The 16,277-nt window shown below is 40.4% G+C and carries 14 protein-coding genes and 1 pseudogene; 4 read left to right on the top strand and 11 right to left on the bottom strand.

Annotated features, from left to right (window positions below; all coding sequences use genetic code 11):
- From EHQ64_RS07245 to EHQ64_RS07235, 3 genes and pseudogenes are all read right to left on the bottom strand, one after another.
- Positions 1-271: pseudogene (locus EHQ64_RS07245) on the bottom strand (fibronectin type III domain-containing protein); the annotation flags it as partial.
- A 9-nt stretch (positions 272-280) separates the two neighbouring features.
- On the bottom strand, positions 281-1,792 hold the full coding sequence (locus EHQ64_RS07240; RefSeq protein ID WP_135648796.1) for a FecR family protein: 1,512 nt from the start codon (positions 1,790-1,792) through the stop codon (positions 281-283).
- A gap of 3 nt (positions 1,793-1,795) precedes the next feature.
- Positions 1,796-4,126 (bottom strand): adenylate/guanylate cyclase domain-containing protein, encoded by a 2,331-nt coding sequence (locus tag EHQ64_RS07235; RefSeq protein WP_135648795.1) that lies wholly within the window; start codon positions 4,124-4,126, stop codon positions 1,796-1,798.
- A gap of 171 nt (positions 4,127-4,297) precedes the next feature.
- On the opposite strand from EHQ64_RS07235, the gene EHQ64_RS07230 reads away from it, so the two are divergent.
- The 3 genes from EHQ64_RS07230 to EHQ64_RS07220 are packed head-to-tail and all read left to right on the top strand — an operon-like array spanning position 4,298 to position 7,077.
- A complete protein-coding gene (locus EHQ64_RS07230; protein WP_135648794.1) occupies positions 4,298-5,326 on the top strand; it encodes a mechanosensitive ion channel family protein in 1,029 nt (342 codons plus the stop codon).
- Between the two features lie 47 nt (positions 5,327-5,373).
- Positions 5,374-6,228, top strand: coding sequence for an LA_0991 family prenyltransferase-like protein (locus EHQ64_RS07225; protein WP_135648793.1), 855 nt, complete (start codon positions 5,374-5,376; stop codon positions 6,226-6,228).
- A 45-nt stretch (positions 6,229-6,273) separates the two neighbouring features.
- Positions 6,274-7,077, top strand: coding sequence for an SDR family oxidoreductase (locus tag EHQ64_RS07220; RefSeq protein ID WP_135648792.1), 804 nt, complete (start codon positions 6,274-6,276; stop codon positions 7,075-7,077).
- Positions 7,078-7,677: 600 nt separating this feature from the next.
- On the opposite strand, the gene EHQ64_RS07215 is transcribed toward EHQ64_RS07220, so the two are convergent.
- The 8 genes from EHQ64_RS07215 to EHQ64_RS07180 form a co-directional block, all read right to left on the bottom strand.
- Positions 7,678-8,625 carry a class I SAM-dependent methyltransferase gene (locus EHQ64_RS07215; RefSeq protein WP_135648791.1) on the bottom strand — a complete coding sequence of 316 codons (948 nt, stop codon included), beginning with the start codon at positions 8,623-8,625 and terminating at the stop codon, positions 7,678-7,680.
- On the bottom strand, positions 8,622-9,275 hold the full coding sequence (locus EHQ64_RS07210; RefSeq protein WP_135648790.1) for a M15 family metallopeptidase: 654 nt from the start codon (positions 9,273-9,275) through the stop codon (positions 8,622-8,624). Before EHQ64_RS07210 ends, EHQ64_RS07215 begins: the two co-directional genes overlap by 4 nt.
- 49 nt (positions 9,276-9,324) lie before the next feature.
- Positions 9,325-9,882, bottom strand: a complete 558-nt coding sequence (locus EHQ64_RS07205) for a C40 family peptidase (protein WP_135648789.1) — start codon at positions 9,880-9,882, stop codon at positions 9,325-9,327.
- A 65-nt stretch (positions 9,883-9,947) separates the two neighbouring features.
- Positions 9,948-10,892 carry an alpha/beta fold hydrolase gene (locus EHQ64_RS07200; RefSeq protein WP_135648788.1) on the bottom strand — a complete coding sequence of 315 codons (945 nt, stop codon included), beginning with the start codon at positions 10,890-10,892 and terminating at the stop codon, positions 9,948-9,950.
- An 18-nt stretch (positions 10,893-10,910) separates the two neighbouring features.
- On the bottom strand, positions 10,911-11,711 hold the full coding sequence (locus EHQ64_RS07195) for an SDR family NAD(P)-dependent oxidoreductase (RefSeq protein WP_135648787.1): 801 nt from the start codon (positions 11,709-11,711) through the stop codon (positions 10,911-10,913).
- Positions 11,708-12,556, bottom strand: coding sequence for a metal-dependent hydrolase (locus EHQ64_RS07190; RefSeq protein ID WP_135648786.1), 849 nt, complete (start codon positions 12,554-12,556; stop codon positions 11,708-11,710). The genes EHQ64_RS07195 and EHQ64_RS07190 overlap by 4 nt, the downstream gene beginning before the upstream one ends.
- A 44-nt stretch (positions 12,557-12,600) precedes the next feature.
- Entirely contained in the window at positions 12,601-13,542 is a 942-nt protein-coding gene (locus EHQ64_RS07185; protein WP_135648785.1) for a M24 family metallopeptidase, read from the bottom strand.
- Positions 13,543-13,618: 76 nt separating this feature from the next.
- Complete coding sequence (locus tag EHQ64_RS07180; RefSeq protein WP_135648784.1) at positions 13,619-14,713, bottom strand: AraC family transcriptional regulator; 1,095 nt, start codon at positions 14,711-14,713, stop codon at positions 13,619-13,621.
- A 127-nt stretch (positions 14,714-14,840) separates the two neighbouring features.
- Here EHQ64_RS07180 and EHQ64_RS07175 point away from each other — a divergent pair, with 127 nt between their 5' ends.
- A complete protein-coding gene (locus EHQ64_RS07175; protein WP_135648783.1) occupies positions 14,841-16,124 on the top strand; it encodes a citrate/2-methylcitrate synthase in 1,284 nt (427 codons plus the stop codon).
- Positions 16,125-16,277: the final 153 nt, after the last annotated feature.

Here is a 16,277-nt window from a genome sequence, read left to right as displayed (position 1 = left end):
ATCTATTCAATGCCGCTATCCTATAGTCGTAGGATCCGGCCTCTAAGGAAAATTCTATCTCGTTCTCAGAGACTTTCTTTTCCAATATAAGTTCTTGGGTAGGTACCGATTTGCGGACTTCTACTACATAACCGCGGCTTCCTTTTACTTCCTTCCATTCTATATAGTATACGAAACTTTTTCCTTCTGCAAAAACCCCAAAGGAAATCGAGAAGAATATTAAAATAATATAAAATATATCACGGATGAGTGTTTTGGGAAAAAAGGACATTCCTTCTCCTTAAGGGCGTGCGCCGCTGGATTTTGTCTCAGGGGCTTCCAAATCTTCCCTAAGTAATATTCTAAAATCAGCTTCAGATTTCACATTCGGGTCAGATTCCGATTCTATGGTCCAACGAAATGTTCCTACATCCAGTTTTTCCAAGTCTCTGAATACTAATCTGTCCCCTTTTGTCTTTTTTTCATAAATCAATTCGTCGTTAGAGCCCTTCTTATAGAAAAGACGAAATTTCCACTCGCTTTGTTTCTGTTTTGCGGAGAATTTCCAACGGAATGATATACTTTCTTTTCCGGTCATGTCCACCAAAGCACCGTTTTTCGGGAATTCTATAGAAATATCCGCATTTTGTATATCTGTAGAAGAGATTACTCCTTCCGGTTTAGTTTCGGTAGCTTTTGTAATCGGAGCTAATACAGAAAATTTTCTGGCCTCGGAAAGAGTTTCACTTCCTGGAAGATTTGTATAAGATTGGATCCTCCAATAATAAGTTCCGGGATCCAAGGTAAGAGAGAAGTTCGTACGGAATACTTGCGTTTCTGATAAATTCGTAAAGTTCGGGTCTTGAGAAATTTGCAGTTTGTATCCGCTCGCGATCTTTTGTTTCGCCCAAGAGAAAGCGACTGTCCGGTCTTCCTGCGAAAAATCTCTTTTAGGATAATGTAATTCTACAGGAAAATTCGGAAGTACTCTGAACTTTCTAGCTTCAGAGATCTTTTTGCCGTCTTTAGAGTTGATTCTCCAAAAATAAATTCCTTCCGGGAACTTCTGTTTGTAGCTGAATTCTTTAGACGGCCTCTTGGAAATCGATGCGGAGAAGTCCCGTCTGGAGGAAATTTCTAAGATCGCCTCCCCTTCTCCCTCCCAACGAAATTCTACAAGTTGTTCCTGTTCGTTTGGGAAAAATCGTATGGAGTCTTCCGGAGAAATTAAGTTCCAACTTTGGGATAGTTTATTTCCGTTGACCGAGCTTTCTCGCTCACCTAATGTTTGTTTAACGGTTCCGTCTTCAGTCCAGTCGACTTCTCCCTTTTCCACATCTACTCGAGTTTCATTTTCATTTCGAGTAACTTGGAATTTCGAACCTAACTGTGCGTCTAACCCTACAGTTCCTGCGATCACGGATAAAACTTTTTTTCCGCTCTCTACTAGTATATTTCCTTCATTCAGGTCTAAGTTTTCTCGATTCTCTTTTAGCTGAAGAACAACCATAGATTGAGGGTCCAATTCTATACGGGTCCCGGATTTTAAGAATACGATCGCTTCCGAAGCTTCATCCGTTCTGATCGAGTCCCTATCGTAAACAGGCATTCCTTGCTCTAGATCTTCCCATAACATTCTATCCGGAAATTTTCTTTGGGCGGTTTTATATCGAAAGGAAACGGTGCCCATAATTTCCTTTCCATTTCCACCTCCGGATCTGGATTCGAAATAGAGTAGATATAAAGATAAAAAAAGTACAATGAAGCAACCGATCCCGACCTGCCATTCTCTTTTGTAAATTCTCCAATCCATATTCTAATCCGCGATCGCCTTGGAACTAGATTCAGGTTCTGAGATACCGCAGAGTTTGCGGACCTCTTGCAAATTTTTGGGACAATCCGGATCTTCCAACCATCCCAAAACAGCGTACAACTGTTGCGGCTTTTCTTTTCCACGAATCCATACCGGAGGAAGAGTTTCGAATTTATAATGATCTTTTACTTTTTCGTAAGAGGTTTCGGAGACTAAAATATCTGTCCCGAAGTCCTTTGTTAAATATTCAATCCTAGATGCAAGATTCACCGCGTCACCGATCACCGTGAACTCCAGTTTTTTTTCGGACCCAATCTGACCAACAACCACAGGTCCCGTATTGATCCCACATCCAAATCTAGCCTGAGGCCTTCCGATCTCGACTCCAATCCGATTGAATTCCAATAACGCAGATCTCATTAATAAGGCAGAATTGATCGCATTTCTTGCGTCGTTCTCATCTGTGTACAAGGCTCCCCAATGGGCCATGATCGCGTCTCCGATAAACTTATCCACAATACCTTCCGTGAGATAGATACATTCCACCATCTCTGTGAAGTACGCATTTAAGAAGTCTACGACCTCGCTTGGTTTTAGTTTTTCGGACATCCCAGTGAAGTTTCTTAAATCGGAGAAGAAAACTGTTACGTCTTTAGTTACACCGCCCAAAGGCATATCACCGGCAAGTGCTCTTTCTGCGATCTCCTTATTTACGAACTTTCCGAATGTATCTTTGATCTTTTCTCTTTCCTCGAGACCATGAGCCATTTTTAAAAATGAATTTGTTAGAACTCCCACTTCGTCTCTTGTCACAGGCTTGATAGAGACTTTATAATTTCCTCTTTCGATCTGTCTTGTAGCACTTAAAAGATTGATAAGAGGAACGGTAAGCGTTCTGGAAAATAGAAATACGACTAAGAATGCGAGGCTTAATACTGAGATTAGAATATAAAAATTCTGTCTTCTGATCTTATATACCGCTTCAAATGCTTTATCAGCTTCGATGGAAGAAACTACAGCAAGATTTACATCTTCTAATTGTTGGAAAGAACCCAAGGTTTCCTTTCCTTCGAATTCTGCAGTTTGCGATCCATTATCCGCAGGGCTTCTTAACAAAAATTGTACGAGAGGATTTTTAGAATAATCTTTTGCCGAAACCGTTTCGGATTCTTCCGTATGAGCAATGAGCCTTCCTCTGGAATCCACAACCCAAATCGCGAACAATTCCGTTTGTAACGCGGACCTTGCAGCTTCCCAAAGATCTTGAGGAGAGATCAAAAAGAATCCGACTCCTTTTCTGGATTTATCGTTTTGTATAAAAAGTACAGCAGGAAATCCAAACTTTGAACTTACATTTTCTAAATGAGTGGACTCGAACTCATAAGAGAACATTTTTTCTTTATCTTCTTTCGAAATTGCCGCCCACAGGCTACGCACTTCTTCTTCGTCTCTTCTTAGATCTCGAATAAATCTTGGGTTGTATGTAACTACTGATTCTCCGTTTTCATATTTTCCCCAACCAAGGATCTTAGGATGAGAAAGAAAGAACCCGGATATAAAAGGAGGTGCTGCGATCTTTTTAGAGTCAGAACCCTTTGCAGGCTGAATAGTCCATTTATCTTCGAACTCGGAAGATTTGGAAGAAAGCTCTTTGATCCTAAGTCCAACCTGCAAACCAGTTAGCCTCGCCAAACTCAGGTTATATTCTTGGATCAAGGAAACCGTATAATTTCTGAAAAGATTGGTAGCAAGACCGATCACAAGCCCCATACTTACTACTACGATCGCAGAAACGATCGCCAAAAGTTTTACTCGAATGGTAATTCTGGAGGCTTTAAATTCTTCGGAATGGTTCTTAATGGATTCCTGTTTTTCTTTTTTAGGTTTTTCTTTCGGGATCTCAGGAGTGTAAGGAGTATAAGTTTTGTTAGGCTCCTTTTCTCCTTCAAGAACCTCTTGCATTAATTTTACGAATGCGGATGCTTCATTTTCAGAGTAACAGATCAAAACGGATCCCAAATGGGAACGTAGGAAACGATCTAATTTTCGAACGGTGTCTGGTGCAGATCTAAATTTTGCTCCGTCCATTGTAGAGAGACGGATCTTATCTTCTTGTAGTTTCTTTACGAGATCCCTAAAAACCGGATCGTTTTTCCAACCACTTGCTTCCGATTTCGTTCCCCAAAAAACGACCTCTTGGATCCCTCTAGTATGGATCTCATTCATCCATTCGCTTAGATCCGCGGATCCAATCGGAAATTGTCTGGAGTATGCAGACATAGTGTCCGTAAGAGGAACTTTTAAAATTTGATTTTTTCCGACTCCCTCTTGCATGGGGATAGGAGTCTCCGAAAGCTATCTAGTTTGTCATTACAAAATCCAATTTTCTGTAGTAGCGATTTTTAGTCCGAAAGGATGGGTTTTCGGATTTGCCCTCGGTTTGCCACATAATTCGGGACTTCCATTTTTTCTTTTCTAGAAAGTCCTTCCTTCTATTTTTGGGGAATGAATTTGCCTGACTCGGTTTTAGGTTCCAATTGGTTATTAGGATTTTCTTCTATATTTTTCGGGATTCTTTTGGGTTACATATTCGGCGGCTTTTTAGTCCCGAGGCTAACTAAAACTCTTACAAAAGATAAATTAGATACGAATCATCCGCTTTATATTGCATTACTTTCTCTAGTTCGATTTTTCTTTTTCATATTAGGTTCTTATGCTGCCTTACGTTTTCTTAAATTGGAAGTGGGCACCGAAGAGAAAGTTTCTCTTTATTTAAAAGTTTTTTCCATCCTAGTTTTTACTTTTGCATTGGCCAGGATCGGATCAGGGGCGCTCGCATTATATTCTTCTAAAACGGAAGGTTTTTTACCGACTGCGTCTATTCTGAATAATATTGTTCGGATGATCATTCTTTTAACAGGAGGATTGGTTGCCTTACAAACATTAGGAATTTCTGTCACCCCCGCATTGACTGCATTAGGTGTGGGTGGTATTGCATTTGCCTTAGGGTTGCAAGAAACTTTATCCAATTTATTCGCAGGTTTAGGAGTTCTTTTAGGAAAGAAAGTTTCTGTGGGAGATTATATTTCATTGGAAACCGGTGAAGAAGGTCTTGTGGAAGATATTAACTGGAGAACTACTTCTCTTCAAAAAAGGAATGGTAGTACGATTATTATTCCGAATGCAAAAATGTCCAAGACTACTTTTACGAATTATAGCCTTCCGAATTCCGGGATATGGACAGAAATAGAGATCATTCTTCCTTTGGGAAAAAATACGGATCAGTATGAATCCTTAATTCGCAAATCGGCACAAATATCTTTGTCACAAATTTATGGACAAAATTCATATAACGATTCCAAGATCAAGATCCGATATCTTTCACTCGAACCATCTAGTGTGTCTTTGGCGATCCATCTTCCGATAAAAGATATCAAAGACTCGGATCAAATTCGATCGACTTTCATAAAATCCTTGCATTCCGAATTTATTTCGGAAGGATTCAGTAACATTTCTGCAAAGATCCGAAATTAATATAGTTAGATCTAATTTTCTCTTCGGATTTGCCGTAGTATAAGCGTATGCGAACCGTTTTAGAGAATAAAGTTTGGTTTTATATTCATGTTCTCAGCCTAGATATTTGTTTGGGAGTTTTAGGCTCCGGAGCCTTAGCTACAGTCGTGACCGGGGCAAAAATGAAAACGGTTTGGTGGCTTCTTCTTCCGTTAAGCGTTTGGGTAATCTATACTTTGGATCATCTTTTGGATGGAAAAAAAGTTGGAGAGCATTCCATAAATCCACGGCACAAATTCCACTACGATCATTCTAAAATTCTATCTATCCTATGCGGTATCGCAGCGGTACTTGCGGCAATCCTTGCTTTTCTTTTGCTTAGAGAGATCGTTTTATTAGGAGGGGTTCTTTTGGCCACACTCGCCTTCCTACATTTAGGGATCGCTCGTTGGGGAAAGATCCGCTTTGGAAAAGAATTCTCAGTTGCATTGATCTATACCATGGGAGTCTGGTTCGGCCCCTTATTAGTAGTCGGCTTCAGATCCTGGACAGTGCCTATTCTTCTTTTCTTATTTTTTCTAGGTACCGTTCTAAATTTAGTCATGAATTCTTTAATGGAAGCGGAGTTAGATAAACATGAAGGCCAAGTATATTTATTAGGGGTACTCTCTCCTAAGTTAGCAAGAGAATGGGTATTACGATTGTCCTTGCTTGGATTCATATCCGCTTTAGTATTGGCCGGCGGAATACGTAAATGGGCTCTTGGGAGCTCGGTATCGGCTTGTTTGATCATCGCTTTGATCTGCGCCGTTCCAGGTGGTATTCTGCATTATGCGGATAGATTCCAAGATTCTCAAAAATATAGGATCTTGGGCGAAGGGGTTTTTATTCTGGGGCTCGTCCCTTGGTTATTTAATCTCTAAACCCGCAACCGCCAACCTTAGAATTCAAGCATCGGAGACATGAATATGGGAGAATTTTTCAAAGACAAAGTAGTATGGATCACGGGAGCATCTTCCGGAATCGGCGAATCCTTAGTGAAAGAGGCCGCAAGAAGAGGCGCGATTTTAGTACTTTCTTCCAGAAGAGAAAAAGAACTCAAAAGAGTTCGTAAAGAAAACGGACTAACCGATTCCAATAGTATGATCCTTCCTTTAGATCTAGAAGATTATAAAAAACTGGGAAAGGTTCCTTCTCAAGTAATCAAGAATTTCGGAAAGATAGATGTTCTCATCAATAACGGCGGGATCAGCCAAAGGTCTTTAGCACACGATACGGATATAGAAACTTACGAAACTCTAATGAAGGTAAATTACTTCGGAAATATCGCTCTGACCCTAGCGGTTCTTCCTCATATGAGAGAAAGAAAACAAGGTTGGGTTTCAACTATCGCAAGTGTTGCAGGATTGATCGGAGTTCCTTTGAGAACTGGATATTCTTCTACCAAATTTGCACTGACCGGTTTTTACGAGGCACTTCGTGCAGAAAACTTTAAAGAAAATTTGAAAGTCACTTTAGTTTATCCGGGATTCGTAAAGACTAATATTTCGCATAACGCACTTAAAGGGGACGGAACTCCTCAGAAAAAAATGGATAAAGTTATCGAAAACGGGATCGACGCGGACGAATGTGCACGCAAAATTTTGGATGCGATTGCAAATGAGGACTTAGAAGTAATCATTGCAGGAGGAAAAGAAAAATTCGGTCTATTCCTAAGACATTACTTCCCTAAATTTTTCGCTAAGTTCTTAGCAAAAACTTCAGTCACCTAACCATAACGCATGCCAGTAGTTTTTCCGACCGGAATTTCTCATTGGCATGTTTTAGCATTGGTGAATGCGGATTCCACGTTCCAAAGTTAAACTTTCCTTAAGAGGGATGTGCGAGACACGCCCCGCCCCTTCGCAGCGACCCATAGGGAGCAAGAAGACAACCGCGTAGCGAGTTGGTGATCGTAAGATCAAGCGAGTATGGCCGAAATTATTAATGCCTAAAGCTGAATCGAAGGCTGTTTTGCAAAGACACGCCCCGCCCTTCTTGGGTGGGGGCTGGAGCGTAGCGGTGGATTTTACTTAGAGAGAATTTCTTTAGCATAAATACAAATTTTTATCAAACTCTTTTAAGTCCTGTTTTTGTAGGAGCTCCTACATGAATATTTCCGTTAAAAATGGGTTGATAGAAAAGCAATTGTATGATATGGCAATTTTTGAAAAATAAAACTTCCTCCACCGCACCGGCCCCCACCCAGAATAGGGGTGGGGATAGTTTTTACAGTTTAACTCCGGAAAGTGGAATCCGCATTCAGCAATGTGCTAACAGTAGAGCCTTCGAAAAAAACGAATCCCCCTTTTACAAAACTCATAAGCAAAAATTCATTTCTTCATCTTCCACACATAACGGATCTTTTCATTTCGAAAATCTTCCGGGTGAGTCTGTTTTGTGATCTCTTTTATATCTTCCCACAAAAGTTGATCCGGGTCCAGTTTGAACTTACGAAAATTTGTGGAAAAAAATAAGATCGCACCTGGATTCGAAAAATCTTTAAAAATAGAATTTAATAGAAAAGAATAATCTCTTTGAACATCAAAAATATCTCTCATCTTTTTGCTATTGGAGAAGGTGGGAGGATCCACTATAATTAAGTCGAATTTATGATTCGGATTTTGCCTTTCTCTTTTCAGCCATTCCGAAATATCTTCTCGTATAAATGAATGATTTTCGGTTGAGAATCCGTTGAGTTGAAAATTCTCTTTAGACCAATCTAAATATTTTTGAGATAGATCGATACTTGTTATTTCGTTTGCCCCTCCGTCTGCGGCATAAACTGAAAAAGCTCCGGTATAAGAATATAAATTAAGAACGTTTTTATCTTGCGCTTCTTTTCTAAAAAGATCTCGAGTAGTTCTATGATCCAGAAAAAGTCCGGTATCTAAATAATCGCTTAGATTAACCTTAAACTTCAAACCACCTTCATTGACTTGTATCGATACTTCCTTTGTATCAAGTTTCTCATATTGAAGATTTCCTTTTTTACGCTCTCTTGTTTTCCAAAATAAATCCTCCGGATCTATTTCAAGAATTTCTAAGATAGAATTTCGGATGCTATCTCTCTCCTTACTCCTATCTTCCTCGGACATAGGATAAGAATTCAAATATTCGGAGACTAAGCAGAAGTTTTCGTATAAGTCAATTGAGATTGGGACTTGAGGAATGTCCCGGTCATACACACGGAAACAAGTAATTCCTCTTCTTCGCGCCCATTTTCTCCAATGTTTGGACATTCTCGCCAAACGATTGGAGAACATTTCTAAATGTTTCATTTCTCCCAGAGTTTTGGATCCACTTCTACCAGGGGATAAACTTTTGCATTTCCGTCATTATAATGCCACCATTCGGAACTGATCTGTTTAAATCCGTGCTTTGTAAGAACTCCTACCAAAACTTCCAGGTTAGAAGAAACCCTAACATCTAAGTCTTTTCTAATAGGAGAAGCCTTATACGAGAATTCATCATAAGCACTCGGCATTTCCAACTCATTTCCTTTAGAATCGATGAGGGTCAAATCCACAGCACCTCCCCGATTATGAATGGAGCCTCCCTTATTCGGATCGCCCACATATCTGGGATTCGGGACCTTATCCCATAAAATTCTCTGGGCATAAGGGGGACGATATCCATCCCAAATTTTGATCCTATACCCAAGAGTTTTGAATTCCGAGTTAGCCTCTTTTAATTTTTCGGCGGTTTCCTTTCTAAGTAAACAGATCCTAAAAGGATAAATTATTGAGCCTGTAAAATTATCCGAGGTGGAATAGCGTAAATCGATCTCTAAGCTTGGATCGATATCTTTTACATTCACTAAACCGTTTTCAGTTCTTATGATAGGAAGGATTTCTTTTTGTTCTGAGATGACCGGTTTTTCACACTGGATCAGTATAAGAGCAGCAAGACCGAATATCAAAAATCGCATGACGATTTATTTCGGCCACGAGAACGGAATTGTCAATACTTAAGAAAAATTATAATCTTCCCGCGAGAACAAATCTAGACTTATAATAATTCTCATCCAGAGAATTTACCGTAACTCCCTTCACCACAGAGGCATGGACAAATTTTCGGTCCTTTAAATATACTCCGACGTGGCTAATCTTTTCTCCGTTAATATTAAAGAAGACTAAATCCCCTTCCTGAAGATCCGATTCACTGATCTTGCGTACTTGTTTTGAAATATGTTCCGAAGAGCCAGAGATATTTTTAGAATAGGCCTTCTGTAATAAACGTGAAGCAAGGCTAGAACAATCTATCCCCGACTCGTCTTTTCCATTATCCTTATGAGGGGTTCCATACCAATGATAAACACCCTTAAAAAGTTCCTGATTGTCCTGGGAAGAAATCTCCATATTCCACTTCTCCGAGAAGAATTGTTGGAGTTCCTTCTGAGAAGGTTTACTAGCTTGTTCTGCAACTAGGATGAGTGCAAAAAACGGAATTAGGAAAAAAGAAAATGCACTCCAGTTTTGGACCAGAGTCTTTTTAACATTCGTACATCCGTTTTTGAATAGAACCTTCAAGGACATAAACGTAAGACCTACGTTTTGCCCTATCGGTTCTTTTTTATTTTAGTTTAGTTAAACTATTTTTTTTAACCGATTTCCCAGACGAATTCTCGGATCCTTTCGCTCACTGTGTCTGGCATGGTTCTTTGGATCCAGTGATTGCTATCGTAAGTAAATTCGCGATACGAGTCACAAATTCTTTCATGTAAACCGTAGATCTCCGGTCGGATCGCAAAATCTTTAAGCGGGATCAAAACTTGCACGGGAGGTTTGATATGTTTCGGTTCCGGATAAGTTTCCCCTCTTAATAATTCTCTATATAAATTCAAATTAGAAACTGCGGATGCAATGATCTCTTCTTTGGATTTATTTCTTAGAGTATCATCCTTAGGAACTCCTCCAACATTCATCGTATACTTCCAGAAAAACTTACTGAAAGTTTTCCAGATCCACTCAGGCAAAAATGGGATTTGGAAATATAGAATGTACCAGGACTTTCTCATCTGAGAAAGAGCCTTGTATAGGGAGACTGGATTTCCAGAGAGAGCCATTTGAAATGCGCTCTTGCGACCCAAAATCGGATGAGGCCCTCCCATCGCTGTATAAGATTTAGCCCAAACGGATTTTTGTTCGTCTGCGACAAATGCCCAGCTGATCAGAGATCCCCAATCATGAGCAACTATATGCACCGGTTTATCATTTCCGATAAATCGGATCACCGCTTCCAAATCTTCGAATATTCTTCGAACATTATACGCTTTTTGTTTTTTAGGTTTATTCGATTTCCCTGAACCTCGTAAGTCCAAAGCGGCAACATTATAATCTTCTTTCAAAGATTCCATTTGGTAAGACCAAACTCTATGATCGTCCGGATAACCGTGGACGAATAAAACAGTCGGCCGATTCGGTCTCTCTTTCGCGGTGTGATTGTATTTTACGAATAGAGAAACATCACCGTTTTGAACGAAGGTTTCTTTGAAACCCTCCTTCTCTTCTTTTTTGAGTTCAGTTGCCAATTGGGTAGTTGCCATATTTTCGCCTCTATAGATCTAAGAAACTTTTTGTCCGAGCCTTTCCATTGCTCTTAAAAATCCAGGTGAGAGCCTAGTGAGGAAGCGTAACATCTTCGCGGTAAAACCCGGGAATACATGCATTTTCCTTTTTTCAATACCTCTTACAATAGCTCGAACTACCATCTGAGGACTATCCACGATCGCAGCAGGCACAACCTTCGGTTTGTCCGTCCCGAATTGTTCCGATTTCAGAATATTTGTATCAGCAAAGAAAGGATATATGTTAGTAGTATATATCCCCTGGCTTCTATATCCAGAATCCAATGCTTCACCCAAGGCCCTGATACCGAATTTAGAAACGGAATAATACACTAATTCTCCCGGTGCAGTGATCCCGGCGCAGGAAGATAAATTTACGATCTGTCCGTATTTACGTTCTAACATTGCAGGCAAGAATAATCGGCTTAAATAGATCGGAGCGTATAAGTTCACATCTAAAATTAATTTCCATTTTTCCATGGGAACATCCAGAAGTCTTCCGCCGAACGCAAGACCTGCATTGTTTACGAGAACGTCAATCTTAGGTTGTATCTTGATTGCTTCTTTATGAGCCTTTACACAACCTCCTTCGTTACTTAAATCGGCTGCAAAACTTCCAAGAATTTTTCCTTCTACCGGTTTTGAATCGCCTAAGTAAAACTCTTGTTTAGTTTCAGGAGCTTTCATATCGGTTAAGACCAAATTTGCTCCTTTCTTCAGAAGTTGTTTAGTTAATTCTCTACCGAAACCACCGCTTGCTCCGGTGATTAATATATTTTTCCCTCGTAATCTGCTCATGCAATTTCCTTGTATCTATGCTCTGGTGACGCGAATATAGCTTTGCTTAATTCCAAATTATCCTCTTGCTCCGGATGGAAGCCAGGGCGGAAGTATCGAACGAAAGCGCTAAACGCATGAAAGAAGACCTTTTCGTCTATAAATATAAAACGAAAAGCATCTTTTCTAGTTTTCCATTTAAAAGTAAGTCCCTCTTGCCAAAGAAGGATCTCGGCACCTATAAAAGTTGCTGCCCAGAAAACGATAGTAACTCCGAAGAAAGTAATCATTCTTCTGAAATAATTTCCACTAACGTCTAAGAATACATCGAATGCTGCGGATTTATGCTCGATCTCTTCTGCAGCATGCCATTCCCAAAGTCTTTTCATTTCAGATTCGGCCTTATCCAATGCTTTGATTTGCAAACCGATCGTAGCGACTAGAGAAGTATAATGTTCTGCGCCTGCCGTAGCCGCCAAACAAGCCTTAGGTGACATGATCTTCTCCACAAAATTTACGAAGAATGAATTTACGAAATCGGTAAATTTTTTGATCTTAAACCCCTGGTCTTCTAAGATTTTCCAGGTTTTCTTATGTTCTCCCGCATGTTGAGCTTCTTGGCCGATAAACGCCTTGGCATTTCTTAAAACCCGAGGGTCTTTGATAGAAGGTAGAAATTTTTGGATACTTCGTATGAAGAATTTTTCTCCATCCGGAAAGAACAATGTCCATGTATTCAATATATGAGTCTTATATGCGGAGTTATCCATCCAATGGATACTGGTCCCGTCTTCGCTAAATTCGAATTTGGGTTTTCTGACCGGATAAAAATGGAAATCTTTATCCTGTAAAATTTCACTACTCATTTTTGCGCCTTCTAATTTTGAATGTGATGTAGTTCTTAAACCGACTAAGCCGGAACTTTTTCTTTTTTGAGAGAGGACTTGGATTTTTTCTTTTCCTTCCAAAGACGTACATGTGGAAGATCATCATCCAACCAGTAAGCGGTAGAATCAGTTACTACCAAAATTTCTTCCCATTTCGCTCCGAAAGATTTTGGTCCAAGCGAACCTTCATACATTTTTCCGATATGAGGTTCTACCGCCCAGAGTCCAGGCTCTGCTCTGAAATCCGAGTTTGCTCCCCATAAAGGAGAATGCCCCGAAACTCCTGGGATTAGATCCTTTAACATTTGTGGGAATAAATACGCGAATGTTTGGAAAGGGAATCCATTCACTCTTCCGCCTGGGAAATTATATGCGGGAAGTCTTCCCACCTTATGCCCCAATACTCCTTGAGGATAGATAGAATGACAGTTAACGTAACCTGCCGCTCTAATCCGAGCATCCACTTCTAGATAAATTTCAGAAAGAGTCCTTTCCTCTAAAACTCTTCTTAGGATCAAATCTCTGTATTCTTCTAGATGAAGTAATGCTTTGTCGTGTTCTGGATTTTCTCCATAAGAGAATGCGTATCCTACGTCTGCAGCTCTTCCTGCAAATGTAGGAGCTACATCTAGGATGACTGCCATTCCTTCTTCCAACTTCCGATTGGATGGTTGGAACTTTCCGCCGAAATGAGGTAAGAGCCCTTCTCCTTTCGTTAAATAATTTAGGGAAAGTGGGCGTTTGAATCCTCTGAATGCTGTCCTATCTCCGAACCATGCAAAACCGAAATGAAAAAAAGAACTTCCGCCCTGTTTGCGAATATAATCATCTATTTTACGAGCTGCTTCTTTTTCGGTGATTCCGGGATATAATTCTTTTCTGACCGCTTCCACTGCTTCATAAGCCAATGACTGGACCTTACGATAGGAATCTAATTCTTCTTTAGGGTAGTGCTCTTGGGACATCGGTCTCTTCTCCGAACCCGCTGTTTGACGGGTTCGGTTTTATCCTAACCGATATGTGAAAACGAATCGTCCGAACTTATAGTTTGCTACCTTTTTTTCTCCATTCCAAAGGAGTCATTCCGGTGATTTTGAGAAATTGGGCGTTAAAGGTAGACTTAGTATTGAAACCTACATCGTAAGCGATCGAGAGAACTGTTCTCTCCAAATCTTCCAACAAAAGTGTTTTTGCTTCCTCTACCCTAAAAGAGTTCAGGAATTCGTTGAAGTTCTTTCCGTATGTTTCGTTCAAAATACGAGAAAGTTGGTGAGGAGATACCAAAAGTTTAGAGGCGAAATCTTGGATTTTCAGATTTTCTTCCGTATAGATCTTATCTACGTCGATCAATTCTTTGATCCTAGAATGCAACTGTTCTAGATCCAATCCGTTTAATTGGGTTCTCTCATATCTTTTCTGTTGGATCTCCGACTTAAGAGAGATGAAAAAATTCGGATATCTAGAGGAGAATAAAAAGATCAGAACGATCCCCAGAGTTTGAAAAGAAGAACCCGCCGCTAGTAAAAATTGATTCTTTAGAAAATAACCGAACCAACAGAGTTGTATCGTAGTAAATACTACGATCAAGATCGTATAGACTAGAGAAGAGAGAGGGATATCCGTCTCTTTGGAAGCCTTCCTAAAAAGTACCCAAAGAAAAATGGAATACACTGTCTGGTGTATCGATCCAAAAATCGTGACCCCAGTAAGTATATCCACCTTGGAACCGAACATTGCATTTCGAATATACTCTCTGATCTCTTCTTCCGGAAGAATGATATAAGCCACTAGTTCCCCGAGCATTAGTAGAGCAGCCGGAATGAAATGCAGTCGGATCTCTATTTCTCTGTCCAGAGCGAATTGGACCATATTTTTAGAGACTATAAGTAGGGTCGGGCCCACTGCCCAGACCGCAGGGAAAAAGGCAGGCCAGAACCAGATATGTTCCGCGGCCCAAGGTTCCAAACCAAGGCCCAATCTACTTTCTACAAGTGCTAGAATAATGGCTAAGAAGAAAATACCGCCGGGCATCACCTTCTCTCTCTTCTTCGCGAGTTCCATCGCAGCAAGAAGTAGGCAAAGTGCGGTTCCAAATTGGATCCAAAAATGAAGAAAAAAACGGGGAAGAATCTCCAAAACAAAATTCCTTCGAGACTTCGGGAGAGTAAATCTCAGGGAGATGTTTTGTCCAGCTTAAAGGGAAATTTGCGAACCGCTCCGAAGGAAGGTTGACTCTTCCGCCCTGCCCCTGTTTTCTATCGGTATGAGCGATTTCGTAGAGTTGAAATTCGGGGACCAGGTCCACCGTCTTCCTTTAGTCACCGGAACCGATGGCAAAAAAGGAATCGATATTAGAGATTTGCATAATAAGACGGGACTGATTTCTTATGATCCCGGTTTTTTTAATACGGCATACGCACAGAGTAAAATATCCAAAAGAGATCCTCTGACTGGAGATCTTCAATACAGAGGATATGATGTGGCCGAATTGGTGCATTATTCTACGTTTGTAGAGACCAGTTATCTTTTGATCTATGGAGATCTTCCGAACGAGAAACAACTAAAAGAATTCTCGATGAAACTTTCCAAACATAGTTTAATCCATGAAGACATGATCAACTTGTTCGACGGATTCCCAGGAAGAGCTCACCCTCTCGCAATTCTTTCCGTTATGGTTTCTTCACTTTCCAGTTACTATCAAGACGAATACGAAGAGTATCTGGACAGAGGGATCGATCAAGCTGCAAGGTTATTAGCGAAGATCCGGACAATCTCCGCATTCTCCTACAAAAAGATGATCGGACAACCTTTCGTTTATCCTGTGGATAGACATCCATACTGTACGAATTTCTTATACATGCTATTCTCCATTCCTTCGGTTAAATACCAACCTTCCGAAGAACATGATAGGATCCTAAACCAACTTTGGATCCTTTATGCGGATCATGAGCAGAACGTATCCAATACTACCGTTCAGTTAATCGGTTCCACTCAGGCAAATATCTTCGCCTCGGTCTCCTCCGCGATCAACGCCCTTTGGGGATCAAGAGAAGGTGGAAGACAAGTGGCTGCAGTTGAATTGATAGAAGATATCATCAAATCCAAACTTTCCGTCCCCGAGTTTTTCGAAAGATTAAAGAAAGGAGAATTTCAACTCCATTCCACATGTTTCGGTCACGACGCATACAAGGCGAAGAGTAAACGTTCTACAATCGCTCAAAAACTTTTCCAGGATTTCTATAAGCAGAAAAAATTGGATCCGATCGCAGAAATCGCTCTCCAAGTCGACGACTACATGAGTAAGGATGCTTTCTATCTGGAGAAAAATCTGTATCCTAACCTGGAGTTCTATAGTGCGATCCTATTTCATAGTTTAGGAATTCCTAAAGAACTATTTACTGCGATGCAAGCGATCGGTAAACTTCCAGGCTGGCTCGCCCACTGGAGAGAACAAAGATTAGCAGGAGATGCTTCTCATAAGGTTCGCCCTCGCCAGATCTTTACTGGAGAGGCTCCAAGAAAGTACAAGCAGATCCTGGAGAGATAAGTTCTTTCATCATGCGATGTAACCGCGCCAAGGCGCCAAGGAAGAAAAGATTCTAATCTATATCTTTAGAATTTTTTTCTTAGCGGCTTTGTGTGAAAAACTTCAGTTAGCCAGACCAACTGTTTCTTTTCAGAATGAATAGGTCAAAGATCC

This window comes from Leptospira sarikeiensis (assembly GCF_004769615.1).
GTDB lineage: Bacteria > Spirochaetota > Leptospiria > Leptospirales > Leptospiraceae > Leptospira_B > Leptospira_B sarikeiensis.
The sequence above is the reverse complement of the archived record's forward strand: the minus strand, read 5'-3'. Positions and strand labels throughout refer to the sequence as shown.

Coding starts and splice junctions, on each gene's coding strand:
- EHQ64_RS07240 (WP_135648796.1), bottom strand. CDS start 1,792: ATGGATTGGAGAATTTACAAAAGAGAATGGCAGGTCGGGATCGGTTGC.
- EHQ64_RS07235 (WP_135648795.1), bottom strand. CDS start 4,126: ATGCAAGAGGGAGTCGGAAAAAATCAAATTTTAAAAGTTCCTCTTACG.
- EHQ64_RS07230 (WP_135648794.1), top strand. CDS start 4,298: ATGAATTTGCCTGACTCGGTTTTAGGTTCCAATTGGTTATTAGGATTT.
- EHQ64_RS07225 (WP_135648793.1), top strand. CDS start 5,374: ATGCGAACCGTTTTAGAGAATAAAGTTTGGTTTTATATTCATGTTCTC.
- EHQ64_RS07220 (WP_135648792.1), top strand. CDS start 6,274: ATGGGAGAATTTTTCAAAGACAAAGTAGTATGGATCACGGGAGCATCT.
- EHQ64_RS07215 (WP_135648791.1), bottom strand. CDS start 8,625: ATGAAACATTTAGAAATGTTCTCCAATCGTTTGGCGAGAATGTCCAAA.
- EHQ64_RS07210 (WP_135648790.1), bottom strand. CDS start 9,275: ATGCGATTTTTGATATTCGGTCTTGCTGCTCTTATACTGATCCAGTGT.
- EHQ64_RS07205 (WP_135648789.1), bottom strand. CDS start 9,882: ATGTCCTTGAAGGTTCTATTCAAAAACGGATGTACGAATGTTAAAAAG.
- EHQ64_RS07200 (WP_135648788.1), bottom strand. CDS start 10,892: ATGGCAACTACCCAATTGGCAACTGAACTCAAAAAAGAAGAGAAGGAG.
- EHQ64_RS07195 (WP_135648787.1), bottom strand. CDS start 11,711: ATGAGCAGATTACGAGGGAAAAATATATTAATCACCGGAGCAAGCGGT.
- EHQ64_RS07190 (WP_135648786.1), bottom strand. CDS start 12,556: ATGAGTAGTGAAATTTTACAGGATAAAGATTTCCATTTTTATCCGGTC.
- EHQ64_RS07185 (WP_135648785.1), bottom strand. CDS start 13,542: ATGTCCCAAGAGCACTACCCTAAAGAAGAATTAGATTCCTATCGTAAG.
- EHQ64_RS07175 (WP_135648783.1), top strand. CDS start 14,841: ATGAGCGATTTCGTAGAGTTGAAATTCGGGGACCAGGTCCACCGTCTT.